This window comes from Stenotrophomonas maltophilia group sp. Smal12 (assembly GCF_037079935.1).
In the GTDB taxonomy this organism is placed as follows: Bacteria; Pseudomonadota; Gammaproteobacteria; order Xanthomonadales; family Xanthomonadaceae; genus Stenotrophomonas; species Stenotrophomonas sepilia.
Genome location: NZ_JBAWUK010000029.1, coordinates 19,556 through 33,825, shown reverse-complemented (window position 1 = coordinate 33,825; position 14,270 = coordinate 19,556). Strand labels below are relative to the sequence as shown.

The window sequence follows — 14,270 nt, the reverse complement described above, 5'->3', positions numbered from 1 at the left end:
GCCTACCCTCAGGAAACCAGCTTTTGCTGTTGCTTCGGCTGTTGCCGTTGTTTCGGCAGGCGCAGGGCGCAGCCCTGCCGAATCCCATTACACTCCAGAAGGATTTCCCTGCTGGAGAGAGCAATGAAACGAGTGGTACTGGGCGTGCTGGCCCTGTCGGTGTCGAGCGCACTGATGGCGGCCACCCCGAAATTCGATGGCGCGCGGATCTCCGCCGACGTCAAGGAACTGGCCTCCGACGCCTACGAAGGCCGCTCGCCGGCCACCGCTGGCGAAGAGAAGACCATCGCCTATCTCAGCAAGCAGTTCGCCGATGCCGGGCTGCAGCCGGGCGGCGACCTGAAGGACGGCAAGCGCCTGTGGACCCAGGCCGTGCCGCTGCGCAAGGGCGACATCGTCGGCACACCGCAGCTGGCGCTGCACCAGGGCGGCAAGACCGTTGCGCTGGAGCAGGGCAAGCAGATTGCCGTGCGCGCCGCCATGAACGGCGCCAGCAACGTCGACATCAGCAAGGCCCCGCTGGTGTTCCTCGGCTATGGCGTGAAAGCGCCGGAGCGCAACTGGGACGACTTCAAGGGCGTGGACCTGAAGGGCAAGATCGCCGTCGTACTGATCAACGATCCGGACTTCGAGACCGGCCAGGGTGATTTCGACGGCAAGGGCATGACCTACTACGGCCGCTGGACCTACAAGTACGAGGAAGGCGCGCGCCAGGGTGCACTGGGCGTGCTGATCGTGCACGAGACCGCACCGGCCTCCTATGGCTGGGCCACCGTGGCCGGTTCCAACACCAACACCATGTTCGACGTGGTGCGCGACAACCCGGCCGAAAGCCACCCGCTGCTGGAAGGCTGGATCCAGCGCGACCTGGCGGTGGAGCTGTTCCGCTCCGCCGGGCAGGACTTCGAGGCGCTGAAGAAGAAGGCGCAGCAGCGCGACTTCACCCCGGTGCCGCTGACCGGCGCCAGCCTGGACGCGAAGTACGCGGTGAAGACCGAAGTGATCACCTCGCACAACGTGGCCGCACGCCTGGAAGGCAGCCGCCACCCGGACGAGACGATCATCTACAGCGCGCACTGGGACCACATCGGCGTGGGCGAGCCGGACGCGCGTGGCGACCGCATCTTCAACGGCGCACTGGACAACGCCAGCGGTACCGCCTCGCTGATCGAGCTTGCCCGTGGCTTCGCCAAGGAAAAGCGCCCGGAGCGCTCGCTGCTGTTCCTGGCGGTCACCGCCGAGGAAAAGGGCCTGCTGGGGTCGGAGTACTACGCCACCCATCCGCTGTACCCGCTGGAAAAGACCGTGGCGGTGATCAACATGGACGGCATGGCGCCGTTCGGCCCGTCGCGTGACTTCGGCATCTACGGCGCCGCGCGTTTCGAGCTGCTGGACCAGCTGAAGGACGTGGCCAAGGGCTGGGATATCCGCTACACGCCGGACCCGAAGCCGGAAGCGGGCCTGTTCTTCCGCTCCGATCACTTCCCGTTCGCCAAGCGTGGCGTGCCGGCGCTGTCCTGGTCGGCCGGCCAGGACTGGGTGGACGGTGGCGTCGCCGCAGGCAAGAAAGCCTCCGAGGACTACACCGCCAAGCGTTACCACCAGCAGGGCGACGAATGGCAGCCGGACTGGGTGTTCGCCGGTGCCGCCCGCGACCTGGAAGTGCTGTACACGCTGGGCAACCAGCTGGCCAACTCCCGTGCCTGGCCGAACTGGAGCAAGGACGAGTCGTTCCGCGCCGTGCGTGACGCCAGCGCCGGCCAGCGCAAGTAAGAAGCACCGGTAGTGCCGGCCGCCCTATGCTCGGCTCACCTCCTTCCTCCAAGGCGCCGCCGTGTTCGCCAGCCTCTCACTCCTGTTCCGTCACCTGCTGGCCTGGGCTGCGGCGCTGTTCGTCGCTGGCATGGTCTGGAGCGGCATCTTCAGTGGCATGAACGATGGCCCGGGCTGGATTTTCGGCCTGCTGGCGATGTTCCTGATCATTTCCGCGCTGGGCAGTGCCATCACCCACATCCGCCGGGTCTGGCTGGTGGCCGGTCGCCTGGACGCCACCACCCTGTCCGGTCGCCAGCGCCGCCAGATCGAACTGCCGATGGACGCCGGCCACGCCTTCTCGGTGGTGGAGGCGGCGATCTCCGAACTACCCCGCGTGGAAGACGTGGAAAGCTCGGCCGGCAGCCTGCAGGTGCGCGCCTATGTGCGCCGGGTCGATCTCTGGAATGGCCGCCAGCCGTCGCGCTGGAACCTGCCTGCGCGGCTGGCGATCAAGCGCAACAGCGTGCTGGCAACGGTCACGCCGGGGCAGGGCACCAGCACCGTTACCCTGCTGTTCGAACCCGATGCCGGCTGGTGGGCCGACCTGCTGGCGCTGGACGAGGGCAGCAACTTCGAGAACGCTGAAGCAGTCACCCGTGCGATCAGTCGCCGCGTCGCCGACCAGCGCCGCGACGAACAGGCTGCGGCCGAACAGACCCAGGTGGAAAAGGAACTGTCGGTGGCGCGGCTGAACCTGCTGCATGCGCAGGTGGAACCGCACTTCCTCTACAACACGCTGGCCAACGCGCAGGTATTGACCCGCACCGACCCGGCACGGGCCGAGCAGATGCTCGGCCACCTGATCCAGTACCTGCGCAGCTCGTTGCCACAGGTGGACGAATCGGTGTCCACGCTGGGCGTGGAGCTGGAACGCACCCGCGCCTACCTGGAGATCCTGCGCATCCGCATGGGCGCACGGCTGGCGGTGGAAGTGCAGGTGCCCAGCGAACTGCATGGCGTGCACCTGCCGGCGATGGCGCTGCAGACGCTGGTGGAAAACGCGATCAAGCATGGCCTTGAACCCAAGCCCGGCGGAGGCACGATCTGGATCCTGGCGCGCGGCTTCGATGACCACGTGACGGTGACCGTGGCCGACGATGGGCTCGGCTTCGGCCAGGGCACCAGTGGTACCGGCATCGGCCTGAAGAACCTGCGCGAGCGCCTGCGCCTGACCTGTGGTGAGCAGGCCGGCGTGGCGATCGTCGCCAACTTCCCCAGTGGCGTGGCAGCGACCATGACCCTGCCGCAGTCGCACAAGGAGCGCAGCCATGCCGCTTGAGGCACTGATCGCTGAAGACGAAGAACTGCTGCGGCAGTCGCTGGTGGAGCAACTTCGCCGGCTGTGGCCGGACCTGAAGCTGGTGGCCGAGTGCGAGGACGGCGCCAGCGCGCTGGAGCAGCTGGCCGAGAAGCAGCCGGACATCGCCTTTCTCGATATCCGCATGCCTGGCATCAGCGGCATCGAGGTGGCACGCGCGCTGTCCGAGCTGAGCCCGCGCACCCAGGTAGTGTTCGTCACCGCCTACGACCAGTACGCCATCGATGCGTTCGAGCAGGGCGCGATGGATTACCTGTTGAAGCCGGTCAGCGACGAGCGCCTGCTGGCCACCCGCGAACGCATCCTGTCGCGGCTGCCATCGACGCGCCAGGACGATGCCGTGCTCGAGCGCCTGCTGCAGCGGCTGGGCCCGTCGCAGGGCGCGGCCGAGCGCCCGCCACTGGCCTGGATCACCGCCAGCAACGGGCGCGAGACGCAGCTGATCATGCTGGAAGACGTGGCGTACTTCCGCGCGGACAACAAGTACACGACCGTGGTCACCGCCAGCGGCGAAAGCCTGCTGCGCACGCCATTACGCGAGCTGCTGGAAGTGCTCGATGCGCAGCACTTCCGCCAGATCCATCGTTCGACCATCGTCAACATGAAGGCAGTGGCGGCGGTCAGCCGCGACGATACCGGGCGCGGCGTGCTGCGCCTGCGCGGGCGCACGGAGACGCTGGTGGTCAGCCAGCCGTTCATGAGCCTGTTCCGCGGCATGTAGCCGCAGCCGCATCCCCCTGCACCGAGGAATGAACATGTCCCGTCTGCTGATTGCGTGCGTTGCCGTGCTGGCACTGGCCGGCTGCGAAAAATCCCGCAACACCTCGATCACCCGCACCCATGCCAACGGCGTGGACACGCTGTACAGCAAGAGTACGGTGGTCGATGGCGAGGCGCGCTTTCAGTGCATTGCCAGCAGCAGTGGCCACTGCCATTACCTGGTGCTGGACCCAGCGTGCAGCACCGATGCCGCGTGCACCACACCGCCGCTGCGCCGGTTCGCCGTTGCAGCAGGCAAGACCGAGGCCATGCGTGGGCTACCCGACGGCTTCCGCCAGTGCGTCAGCCAGGACCCGATAGAACACTGCCACCGTGAGTGATCACGGTGGCAGTGTGGGTCCCCCCGCTTCCCTGAAGGCTCAGTAGGCAGGTTGCAGTGTCAGGTCGTGATGGTGCTCGGTCTCGCCCACATGGTTGAGGCGGCCGACCAGTTCGGAGTGCTGCTTCATCCGGCCGATCTCGGTCATGATGCGGATGTCCTCGTGGCGCAGTTCGCGCCTGGCGGTGACCGCCTGCTTATAGTCCAGCACTTCCGGGTAGTGCTCGGCCAGGTCCAGCGCCTCGGCCACGTGCTCCACGCTGTCGGCCTTGGAACTGATGCGGGCGCGGCTGTTGAACGCCTTCATCCAGCGCTCGAAGCCGGCCTGCTGATCGAACATGTTGGCCATGAACCAGATCACGAACAGGATCGAGACCCACGAGCCGAACACGATCACCACGCGGGTGAAGGTGATATGGAAGTCGTCGCGCCACAGGTAGTTGGCGATCAGGCCCAGGATCAGCAGCGAGGCCGCCTGCCAGCCGACGATCGAGGCGATCAGCCACTGGCACTTGGCCTGGGCCAGCACAGCCACTTCATCGCGGATCTGCTGCTCGCTGAGGTTGCGCCAGTGCGCCACCTGTTTGTCGAACGGGCTGCTGTAGAGCTCGTTGTCGCGAAGCAGAATTCCCAAACCCTTGAACAAGGCAATCATGGCTGGCTCCTTGTGGAACGTGCGTCGATCAGCATTGGACGGTGTGGCGGATCCAGTTCTAGCACTTCCAGCGAGCCGTGCAATGGGGGCAATGCCAAGCGGCGCAAGGGTTTGACCGGCGGGAGTGAAAATTGATGCAATGCAGCAGCGCAGTCACGGCCTGCGACAGGATGTCGCAGGGTGAAACGTGCTGCGGCCGCACATGAAACCGTCGCTGAGCGGGGAGGCTCGCCGCCGGAGGCGTGATCGCCGAGAATCGGAGCCAACCGCGCAAGACGCGACTGTTCTTCCGCCTCTCCTGGACCTGTGATGCCGGCTTTGCTGCAGCGACTCTCCCGCCCCGTCACGGCGCCGATCCGACGCTGGGTACTGGACGCCTTCCCGCGCGGCCAGAGTGGTATCGACTACGACCATCCGCAGGGCGACCCGGGCTGGTTCGGGCCGGACAGCGTCACCTGGCGGCTGCACGCCGAATTTCCCTCGATGCTCGCCGGTGGCCTGTGCGCGCTGATGCTGCAGACCCTGCACCCACGCGCGCTGGCCGGGGTCTATGACCACTCCAATTTCCGCCAGGACCTGGTGGGTCGGCTGCGCCGCACCACCGCCTTCGTCGCCGGCACCAGCTATGCGCCCAGCGGCGAGGTGGAGGCGCTGGTGGCCAGGGTGCGCCGCATCCATGCGCAGATCCGCGGCCAGACCGCGCAGGGCGAGCCCTACGCCGCCGACGATCCGCAGTTGCTGACCTGGGTGCACGTGACCGAAGCCTTCGGTTTCCTGCAGGGGTTCCGACGCTACGGGCGCGAGGTGCCGGCGCACATCGCCGATCGCTATTACGACGAGTACCGTTGCGTGGCCGAGGCACTGGGCGCGGTGGATGTGCCGCGCAGCGAAGCGGAAGTGGCGGCGTACTTCTGTGCACGTCAGCCGGAGCTGCGTGTGGATGAGCGCTCGCGCGAGGTGCTGGAGGTGCTGTCCGGCGTGCGCCTGCCGGTACCGGTGCCGGGGCTGTCGCGCGAGGTGTTCCTCGGTGCGGGCGCGGCGCTGCTGCCGGACTGGGCCGAAGGCATGCTTGCACGCAGTGGCCGTCAGCGCGCCCAGGCTGCGGCGTCTGCGAAGCTGATGCAGGGCATGGCGCCGCTGTTCCGCCGTGCGCTGCCCGACGGCCTCGCCAGCCGCGCCTGTGCACGCATGGGCGCGCCGGTGGAGATCCTGCGCGAGTGGCCCGCGGTTGCCTGGTAGGTGCCAACCTTGGTTGGCACGCTTTTCGCGGTGCCGCGGAAGCGCCAACCAAGGTTGGCAGCTACCCGCAAGTGAAACGGGCGCCTTGCGGCGCCCGTTCCGGTTACATCACCACACCTTGACCCGCTTGTCCGGGGCCAGGTACAGCTTCTGGCCTTCCTTCACCTCGAACGCCGGGTACCAGGCGTCGATGTTGCGCACGGTCAGTGCGCGGAACTGGCCCGGTGCATGCACATCGGTCAGCAGCGAGTTGCGCAGCGCCTGCTCGCGGCTCTTGCTGCGCCACGCCTGGGCGAAGCCGAGGAAGAAGCGCTGGTCCGGGGTAAAGCCTTCCAGGGTCTGGCCCGGCTTGCCCTGCAGCGACAGCTGGTAGGCATCGTAGGCGGTGCCCAGGCCGGCCACGTCGGCAATGTTCTCGCCCAGGGTCAGCTTGCCGTTCACATGCACGCCGGGGAACGGCTCGTAGCTGCTGAACTGCGCGGCCAGCGCATCACCGGCGGCGTTGAACTGCTTCAGGTCCTCGGCGGTCCACCAGTTGTGCAGCTTGCCGGTTTCATCGAACAGCGCGCCGGCGTTGTCGAAGCCATGGCTGATCTCGTGGCCGATCACCGCGCCGATCGCACCGTAGTTCACCGCGTCGTCGGCGGCGCCGTCGAAGAACGGCGGCTGCAGGATCGCGGCCGGGAACACCAGGCGATTCTCCAGCGGTACGTTCATCGCGTTGATGGTCTGCGGCAGCATCGCCCACTCGCTGTGGTCGACCGGCTTGCCCAGCTTGGCGATGTTGCGCTGGTACTCGAACAGCTCGGCGCGCTGCGCATTGCCCAGCGGGTCATCACGGCGGATCTCAAGGCCGGTGTAGTCGCGCCACTTTTCCGGATAGCCCATGCCCACGGTCAGGCCGGCCACCTTCGCCTTGGCGCTCGCCTTGGTCTGCGGGGACATCCACGCCAACGCGTCGATGCGCTTGGCGAAGGCGGCGATGATGTTCTTGGCCATCTCGTCCGCGCGTTCCTTGGTCTTCGCGTCGAAGTGCTTCTCGACATAGCGCTTGCCGATCGCTTCGCCGACGGCATGGTTGGCATCATCCACGGCGCGCTTCCAGCGGTCGCTCTGCTGCGGCGTGCCGCTCAGCGCGGTGCCATGGAAGGCGAAGCGGGCATCGGCGAACTTCTTCGGCAGGTAGGCGGCGGCACGGTCCAGCGCGTGGAAGGCCAGGTAGTCCTTCCACACCTCCAGTGGCTCGGTGGCGACCAGCCTGGACAGGCCGGCCACGGCCTTGGGCTGCCACACGATGAAGTCCTGCTGCTTGCCCAGCGCGGCCGCGTCGAGGAAGGCGTTCCAGTCCATGCCGGGCGCCTTGGCATTGAAGTCGGCCTGGGTCCACGGATTGGCACCCTTGGTCACATCATTGGTTTCTTCCTGGGTGGCATGCGCCTGCGCGATCTTCGTTTCCAGTGCCAGGATGCGCTGCGCCTTGCCGGCCGGATCGGCCACACCGGCCAGCTGCAGCATCTGCGCGATGTAGGCCTGGTACTGCTTGCGCAGCTCGGCCATGCGGCCGCCGCCCAGGTAGAAATCGCGGTCGGGCATGCCCAGCCCGCCCTGCACCAGGTACGGCGCGGTGCGGTCCGGCTGCAGCAGGTCCACCGACACCCACAGGCCGAACAGGCGGTCGGTGTAGAAGTTGGTGGCATTGAGCAGGTCGACGTCGGCGCGCAGGTCGCCGCCGAGGGCGCGGGCCAGCCCGGCCTTGTCGGCGATCGCATCGATCGCCTTCAGCTGCGGCTCCACGGGTGCAACGCCGCGCTGCTCGATGCCGGCTTCGTCCATGTAGGCAGCGTAGTAGTCGCCGATCAGCTTGTCGTCACCGCTGGCCTTGGTGTTGCCGGCCGCCCCTTCAAGGATGGCGCGGGTGTCGGCCAGGGTCTTCTCGGCAATGACGTTGAAGCTGCCGAAGCGCGAGCGGTCGGCCGGAATCTCGGTGTTCTTCACCCAGGTGCCATTGGCGAAGCCGAAGAAGTCGTCGCCGGCGGCGATGCTGCGATCCATGCCGCTGGCATCGAAGCCGAAACTGCCCAGCATCGGCTTGGCCGCAGCGGGGGCGGCATCGGCCGGCGCGGTGGCACCGGCGGCCGGTTCGGCCGGGCGGTCACAGGCGGCCAGGGACAGGCTGGCAACGATGGCCAGCGCCAGGGTGGGACGGCGCAGCTTGGACATGGACTTCTCTTGCAGCGGAAAACCCCAAGTCTAATCCGCTCCGGCGCCACTGGCCGCGTCCTTGCGCCGCCCGTCCTGTGCAGGATCTGGCTGAACGCGCAGACGCGATCTTCACGCCGTCACCGGGGTGGTGCATGCTGGACCCTGGAGCCCTGCGCGGACACGGGGAGGTGGCCATGCGGGGGCGGGTCAGGCGTCAAGAATGGCGTGCACCGGCCGTTGAGGTCGGGGACGTGGAGGATTCGTTCGCGCATGAAGCCAGCCGACTGCACAAGGAACACCCGCCGATGCTCGCGCTGAAACGCGCGTTGGCCCGCCCGCTGCGCGCCATTACCTGGGGCGGAGTGCTGCTGGGCGTGCTGCTGGTAACCGGCCTGACCCTCATGCTGGTCAATGACTACCACCGCCGCCTGGAAGCGGCACAGCGGCAGAGCCGGGCGCTGGCGGTGGGCAGCGAGCGCCTGCTGGCGCTGGAACTGCGCAACCTGGAGCGCGCCATGTCCGGCATCGCCGCCGACGCCGCCGAGCTGTTCCGCAGCGTGCCGGCGCAGGCGCCGGCCTTGATGGATGCCTCCATCGGCGGGGTGCTGGGCCGGCATGCCGAACTGCACAGCATCGCCGTGCTCGACCGCCATGGCCGACCGTTGACGGCCGGCGAGGGCGACCTGCAGCTGCCGCTGTGGACCGACCCGCAGCGTCGTGGCCAGGGCAGCGCCCTGTACATCGGCCCGCCGCAGCGGGCCAGCGATGGCGGTTGGGTGGTGCCGTTGGCGCTGCCGATGGCCGGCGAACGCTGGCTGCTGGCACGGCTGCGCTGTGGCGAACTGCAACGCATCGTCGGCGGCCTCGATGTCGGCCCCAACGGACTGGTCTCGATCAGCGATGCCGAGGGTTACATGCTGGCCCGCGTGCCTGATCCGCACGGCACGGTGGGCCGCCGCTACGGCCTGCCGCGCCGTGACCTGCTCGGCACGCAGGCGGTGGTCGAGCTGGGCAGCGTGCCGGGTGTGGTCGACGGCGTACCGCGCATCATGACCATCAGCACGCTGGAACACAGCCCGCTGGCGGTGCAGGTCGGCCTGGCCGACGAAGACGTACTGGCGCCGTGGTGGCCGTACCTGCAGGCGTTGGTGGCGATCGTACTGGCTTACATCGCGGTGTTGCTGGTGCTGCTGTACGCCGTGCGGCGCAGCACCCGCAGCCAGCAGGCGATGGCCGAGGAGCTGAAAACAGGCCACGCCGAGCTGCGTCTTGCGCACCAGGTCGGTCGTGTCTGTACCTGGTACGTGGATGAGGACGCCGCATTGCTGCGCTGGTCGCCGCTGGCGCGCGAGATTTTTGGCGTGCAGACCGATGCGCTGCCGGTGGCCGATTTCTTCGCACGCGTGCACCGCGACGATGCCGCGCGCCTGCAGCATGCCTTTGACCAGGCATTCGCCGGCGGCGCCGTGCTCGACCAGGTGTTCCGCCTGGTATTGCCCGGGGGCGAGGTGCGCTGGGTGGGCGCGCGTGGGCAGCGGGTGGAAGTGGCCGACAGCGAGCGGCGCATGATCGGCGCGCTGACCGACCTGAGCGAGCGTTACCAGGCGCGCGAGCAGGTGAGCGAAGTGGAACGGCGCTTCCGGCTGCTGTTCGACCGCAATCCTGCACCGTTCTGGGTGTTCGACCCGGATACGCTGCGCTTCATCGAGGTCAACGACGCTGCGGTGCGCCAGTACGGCTACAGCCGCGACGAGTTCCTGGCGATGAGCATCCTCGACATCCGCCCGCGCGAAGGCTGGGACGAGGTGCGGGGTGCCATCCAGCGCGCACAGGTGGGCGATCCTCCGGACGCGACCGTGCGCCTGCACCGGCGCAAGGACGGTAGTGTGTTCGAGGTGCGCGCACACCTGTCCAAACTCGATTTCGATGGACAGCCGGCGTGCCTCGTGCTGGCCGAGGATGTCAGCGAAAGGCTGGCCTACGAGCGCGACCTGGCCTATCGGGCACGGCACAACCCGGCCACTGGCCTGCTCAACGTGCGCGCCCTGACCGAACAGCTGGACGAGCAGCAGCAGGGCTACACCATCGCCTTCGTGCAGTTGCGTGGCCTGCAGCTTGTGGCCGATACGCTGGGCCGCGAGATCGGCGATGCGGTCCTGCAGTCGATGGCGACCCGGCTCGGTGGACTGGGGGCGCGTTGCGGCACGCTGGCATTCCAGCCGGCGGAAGACTTCGTGTTCGCGATCGGGGCCGAGCACGATACCCAGCGCGTGCTGGATGACCTGCTGCAGATCGTGTCAGCGCCGATGCGTGGCAAGGATTCGCTGCACCAGTTCGAACCGCGCATCGGTGTGGCCGTACACACTGCCGGTGACGGCCACAGCGCCGAGCAGGTGATCGGCATGGCCGCACAGGCCGCGCACGCGGCGCGTGCCGAGGGCAACGTGGTGGTCTGGTTCGATGCGGCAGTGACCACGCGGCTGGCCGACCGCCTGCGCCTGGCCGGGCGCATCCACGCCGCCATCGACAACGAGTTCCAGCTGTATTTCCAGCCCATCCGGCATGCCAGCGATGGCAGCCCGGCCGCGCTGGAGGCACTGCTGCGCTGGCCGCAGGCCGATGGCAGCTTCATCCCGCCCAACGAGTTCATCCAGCTGTGCGAGGACACCGGGTTGATCCTGGCACTGGGCCGCTGGGTGATCCGCGCCGCGGCGAAGGCACAGCGCCGGTTGGTCGAGGCCGGTTGGGGCGAGCTGCCGATCGCGGTCAACGTGTCGGCAGTGCAGTTCTTCAACAGCGACCTGGTGGCCGAATTCACCCGCGTCCAGCAGGAGTTCGGACTGGCTCGCGGCGCACTGCACGTGGAGCTGACCGAGAGCAGCCTGATGCGCAAGCCGGCGCAGGCGATGCAGACCATGCAACGCCTGCACGAGCAGGGCATCCGCGTGTCGCTGGATGATTTCGGCACCGGCTATTCCAGCATGTCCTACCTGCAACACCTGCCGCTGGACATCCTGAAGATCGATCGCAGTTTCGTCGCCGACGTGGAAACCAATCCGCGCAACGCCTCGATCTGCCGCGCATTGCTGTCGCTCGGCCACAGCATGGGCCTGACCATCATCGCCGAGGGCGTTGAAACGCCGGGGCAGCTGGACTGGCTGGCCGCGCACGGCTGCGACCAGGTGCAGGGCTACCTGCTGGGGCGGCCGGCGCCGCTGGAGCGGATCATCGACGCGCTGGATGAAGTCCCTGCCTGATCGGGGCTTCGTATTTGCCGGCCAGCGGCCGGCACTAGCCGACCGAAACATTACGGATTTTCGTATTTGCCGGCCAGCGGCCAGCACACCCGACTGAAGCATGACGGTAGTGCCGGTCGCTGGCCGGCAGGCGCCCGACCGAAGCATGACGGTAGTGCCGGCCGCTGGCCGGCAGGCATCCGACCGAAGCATGACGGTAGTGCCGGCCGCTGGCCGGCAGGCATCCGACCGAAGCATGACGGTAGTGCCGGCCGCTGGCCGGCAGGCGCCCGGCCGAAGCATGACGGTAGTGCCGGTCGCTGGCCGGCAAGCATCAGACGGAAGCATGACGGTAGTGCCGGCCGCTGGCCGGCAAGCGCGAGACTCGGCTACACCCCGGCCTCCACCAGGTGGTCGATGAAACTGCGCACCTTCGGCGCCAGGTGGCTACGGCTGGCATACACCGCGAAGATGCCGATCGGCGAGGCCTCCCATTCCGGTAGCACGCGCACCAGGCGGCCATCGGCCAGCGCGTCTTTCAGCAGGAAGTCGGGTTGCAGGATCACACCCATGCCGGCAATCGCCGCTTCGCGCAGCACGTCGCCGTTGTTGGCGTGCAGCAGGCTGTTCACCGCCACCTTCACTTCACCGCCGGGTCCCTGCAGCGGCCAGTGGTCGCCAGCGGCCCAGTAGCTGTAGCTCAGGCACGCGTGATCCTGCAGGTCCTGCGGCGTCTGTGGGGTGCCGCGTGCAGCCAGGTAGGACGGCGCCGCGCACAGGCTCACCCGCGATTCGCCCAGCCGGCGCGCGATCAGCGCCGGGCTCGGCTCGCGGGTGATGCGGATGGCCACGTCGTAGCCTTCTTCGACCATGTCCACCAGGCGGTCGGACAGGGCCAGATCCAGTTCCACCTGCGGGAAGCGCTCGCGGTAGCTGGCCAGCAACGGGCCAAGGCGGGCGATGCCCCAGCTGACCGGTGCGTTGATGCGCAGCGTGCCGGAGGGTTCCAGCGCCTGCGCGCCGATGCTGGCCTCCAGCGCGTCGAACTCGGCCAGCAGGCGCACGCACTGGGCGTAATAGGCGGCGCCGGTGCTGGTGGGGCTGACCCGCCGCGTGGTGCGGTGGAGCAGGCGGGTGGACAGGCGCTTTTCCAGTGCCGCGACCTGGCGGGTGACGCCGGCGGTCGACATGTCCAGGGCGTGTGCCGCGGCACTGAAGCCGTTGCGCTCGACCACCGCTACGAACACGCGCATCGCCTCGAGGGTGTCCATTGTTGCGCCTTCTGAAATAAATAAGGTCAAACGATCGTATTTATCGTCTCATGAAGGCGCAATAACCTGTCTCCACTCCCGTCAAGGTGCTTTGCCATGCACACCACGACCGCTCCTGTCTCGCCGCTGGCCCCGTACGGTGCCACCCTGCTGCGCCTGGCCCTGGGCGTGCTGTTCCTGGTCCATGCGCTGATCAAGCTGCTGGTATTCACCCCGGCCGGTACGGCGGCATTTTTCGAATCGCTGGGCCTGCCCGGCGTGCTGGCTTACCTCACCATCGGCGCCGAGCTGGTGATCACCACTGCGCTGCTGCTGGGCATCTACGCGCGCTGGGTGGGCCTGGCCGGCGTCCCGTTGCTGCTGGGCACCATCGTCACCGTGCACGGCGCCAACGGCTTCGGTTTCGCCAATGCCGGCGGCGGCTGGGAATACCCGGCGTTCTGGGCATTGGCGCTGGTGGTGCTGTTCCTGGTCGGCGACGGCAAGTGGACCCTGCGTTCGCGCTGATCGCCGCCTGACCCTGCAACCGGAGGATTCCATGTCCCGCCTGCCTTCGCTGTACATCTCCCATGGTTCGCCGATGACCGCCCTGCATCCGGGCCAGGTCGGCGTGCGCCTGGCCGAGCTGGCGCGCGACCTGCCGACGCCGCGCGCCATCGTGATGGCCTCGGCGCACTGGCTGGGGCGGCAGCCGCAGGTCGGCGCGCATCCGCAGCCGCCGACGATCCATGACTTCGGCGGCTTCCCGCGCGCACTGTTCGAACTGCAGTACCCGGCGCCGGGCGATCCGGCGCTGGCCGAAGAAGTGGCCGGCCGCATCGCCGCTGCCGGCCTGCCGGTGGCGCTCGACCCTGAGCGTGGCCTCGACCATGGCGCGTGGGTGCCGCTGCGGCTGCTGCGCCCGCAAGCCGACATCCCGGTGGTGCCGCTGTCGATCCAGCCGCTGCTCGGCCCCGGGCACCAGTTCGCGCTGGGCCGCGCGCTGGCGCCACTGCGAGAGCAGGGCGTGCTGCTGGTCGGCTCGGGCAGCATCACCCACAACCTGCACGACTGGGGCGACTACCAGGACGGCAAGGAAGCGCCGTACGTGCGGCCCTTCATCGAATGGGTGGAACAGCGCCTGGCCGCCGATGATCGCCAGGCCCTGTTCGACTACCGCCGGCAGGCGCCGTTCGCCGAACGCGCGCACCCGACCGACGAGCACCTGCTGCCGCTGTTCTTCGCGATGGGCGCAGCCGGCGAGGACAGCTTCGGTGCGCGCCGCATCGATGCCGGCATCGATGCCGGCTTCCTCGCCATGGACCTGTACCGCTTCGACGGGGCATGAGCCGGGGCTGACGCGCGACCGCCCCGGCCGTCGCGCTCATGGCCGCATGTGGTAGTTTTTTCCGGGTTTCCGGCGCTGGCCTTCGAGCCTCCCCGCGCGCCGCTTCCT

At 68.0% G+C, this 14,270-nt stretch carries 11 protein-coding genes; 8 read left to right on the top strand and 3 right to left on the bottom strand.

Features of this window, described 5'->3' with window-relative positions:
- The first annotated feature begins 123 nt into the window (after window positions 1–123).
- The 4 genes from WDC87_RS13555 to WDC87_RS13540 all read left to right on the top strand — a co-directional run bounded on the left by WDC87_RS13555 (window position 124) and on the right by WDC87_RS13540 (window position 4,233).
- Window positions 124–1,773, top strand: coding sequence for a M28 family metallopeptidase (locus WDC87_RS13555; protein WP_072167722.1), 1,650 nt, complete (start codon window positions 124–126; stop codon window positions 1,771–1,773).
- A gap of 61 nt (window positions 1,774–1,834) precedes the next feature.
- Window positions 1,835–3,094: a histidine kinase gene (locus WDC87_RS13550; RefSeq protein ID WP_069140068.1), complete on the top strand. Its 1,260-nt coding sequence runs from the start codon at window positions 1,835–1,837 to the stop codon at window positions 3,092–3,094.
- The gene (locus tag WDC87_RS13545; RefSeq protein WP_088496427.1) at window positions 3,084–3,854 is read left to right on the top strand and encodes a LytTR family DNA-binding domain-containing protein; all 771 of its coding nucleotides are present in this window, start codon (window positions 3,084–3,086) and stop codon (window positions 3,852–3,854) included. Before WDC87_RS13550 ends, WDC87_RS13545 begins: the two co-directional genes overlap by 11 nt.
- A gap of 34 nt (window positions 3,855–3,888) precedes the next feature.
- A complete protein-coding gene (locus WDC87_RS13540) occupies window positions 3,889–4,233 on the top strand; it encodes a hypothetical protein (RefSeq protein ID WP_031270794.1) in 345 nt (114 codons plus the stop codon).
- Window positions 4,234–4,272: 39 nt separating this feature from the next.
- Here the strand turns inward: WDC87_RS13540 and WDC87_RS13535 are convergent, their stop codons facing one another.
- Window positions 4,273–4,887: a hypothetical protein gene (locus WDC87_RS13535; protein WP_049411437.1), complete on the bottom strand. Its 615-nt coding sequence runs from the start codon at window positions 4,885–4,887 to the stop codon at window positions 4,273–4,275.
- Between the two features lie 309 nt (window positions 4,888–5,196).
- On the opposite strand from WDC87_RS13535, the gene WDC87_RS13530 reads away from it, so the two are divergent.
- The gene (locus WDC87_RS13530; protein WP_072167724.1) at window positions 5,197–6,126 is read left to right on the top strand and encodes an oxygenase MpaB family protein; all 930 of its coding nucleotides are present in this window, start codon (window positions 5,197–5,199) and stop codon (window positions 6,124–6,126) included.
- A gap of 108 nt (window positions 6,127–6,234) precedes the next feature.
- Here WDC87_RS13530 and WDC87_RS13525 read toward each other — a convergent pair whose 3' ends face one another.
- Complete coding sequence (locus tag WDC87_RS13525; RefSeq protein WP_072167725.1) at window positions 6,235–8,346, bottom strand: M13 family metallopeptidase; 2,112 nt, start codon at window positions 8,344–8,346, stop codon at window positions 6,235–6,237.
- A gap of 176 nt (window positions 8,347–8,522) precedes the next feature.
- Here WDC87_RS13525 and WDC87_RS13520 point away from each other — a divergent pair, with 176 nt between their 5' ends.
- Window positions 8,523–11,585 carry an EAL domain-containing protein gene (locus WDC87_RS13520; protein ID WP_252745133.1) on the top strand — a complete coding sequence of 1,021 codons (3,063 nt, stop codon included), beginning with the start codon at window positions 8,523–8,525 and terminating at the stop codon, window positions 11,583–11,585.
- 368 nt (window positions 11,586–11,953) lie between these two features.
- Here WDC87_RS13520 and WDC87_RS13515 read toward each other — a convergent pair whose 3' ends face one another.
- Window positions 11,954–12,835 (bottom strand): LysR family transcriptional regulator, encoded by an 882-nt coding sequence (locus WDC87_RS13515; protein ID WP_088496429.1) that lies wholly within the window; start codon window positions 12,833–12,835, stop codon window positions 11,954–11,956.
- A gap of 96 nt (window positions 12,836–12,931) precedes the next feature.
- On the opposite strand from WDC87_RS13515, the gene WDC87_RS13510 reads away from it, so the two are divergent.
- Window positions 12,932–13,342, top strand: a complete 411-nt coding sequence (locus WDC87_RS13510) for a DoxX family protein (protein WP_061478627.1) — start codon at window positions 12,932–12,934, stop codon at window positions 13,340–13,342.
- Window positions 13,343–13,373: 31 nt separating this feature from the next.
- The gene (locus WDC87_RS13505; RefSeq protein WP_072167728.1) at window positions 13,374–14,162 is read left to right on the top strand and encodes a class III extradiol ring-cleavage dioxygenase; all 789 of its coding nucleotides are present in this window, start codon (window positions 13,374–13,376) and stop codon (window positions 14,160–14,162) included.
- Window positions 14,163–14,270: the final 108 nt, after the last annotated feature.

Coding starts and splice junctions, on each gene's coding strand:
- WDC87_RS13520 (WP_252745133.1), top strand. CDS start 8,523: ATGCGGGGGCGGGTCAGGCGTCAAGAATGGCGTGCACCGGCCGTTGAG.
- WDC87_RS13510 (WP_061478627.1), top strand. CDS start 12,932: ATGCACACCACGACCGCTCCTGTCTCGCCGCTGGCCCCGTACGGTGCC.
- WDC87_RS13555 (WP_072167722.1), top strand. CDS start 124: ATGAAACGAGTGGTACTGGGCGTGCTGGCCCTGTCGGTGTCGAGCGCA.
- WDC87_RS13535 (WP_049411437.1), bottom strand. CDS start 4,887: ATGATTGCCTTGTTCAAGGGTTTGGGAATTCTGCTTCGCGACAACGAG.
- WDC87_RS13525 (WP_072167725.1), bottom strand. CDS start 8,346: ATGTCCAAGCTGCGCCGTCCCACCCTGGCGCTGGCCATCGTTGCCAGC.
- WDC87_RS13540 (WP_031270794.1), top strand. CDS start 3,889: ATGTCCCGTCTGCTGATTGCGTGCGTTGCCGTGCTGGCACTGGCCGGC.
- WDC87_RS13530 (WP_072167724.1), top strand. CDS start 5,197: ATGCCGGCTTTGCTGCAGCGACTCTCCCGCCCCGTCACGGCGCCGATC.
- WDC87_RS13505 (WP_072167728.1), top strand. CDS start 13,374: ATGTCCCGCCTGCCTTCGCTGTACATCTCCCATGGTTCGCCGATGACC.
- WDC87_RS13545 (WP_088496427.1), top strand. CDS start 3,084: ATGCCGCTTGAGGCACTGATCGCTGAAGACGAAGAACTGCTGCGGCAG.
- WDC87_RS13515 (WP_088496429.1), bottom strand. CDS start 12,835: ATGGACACCCTCGAGGCGATGCGCGTGTTCGTAGCGGTGGTCGAGCGC.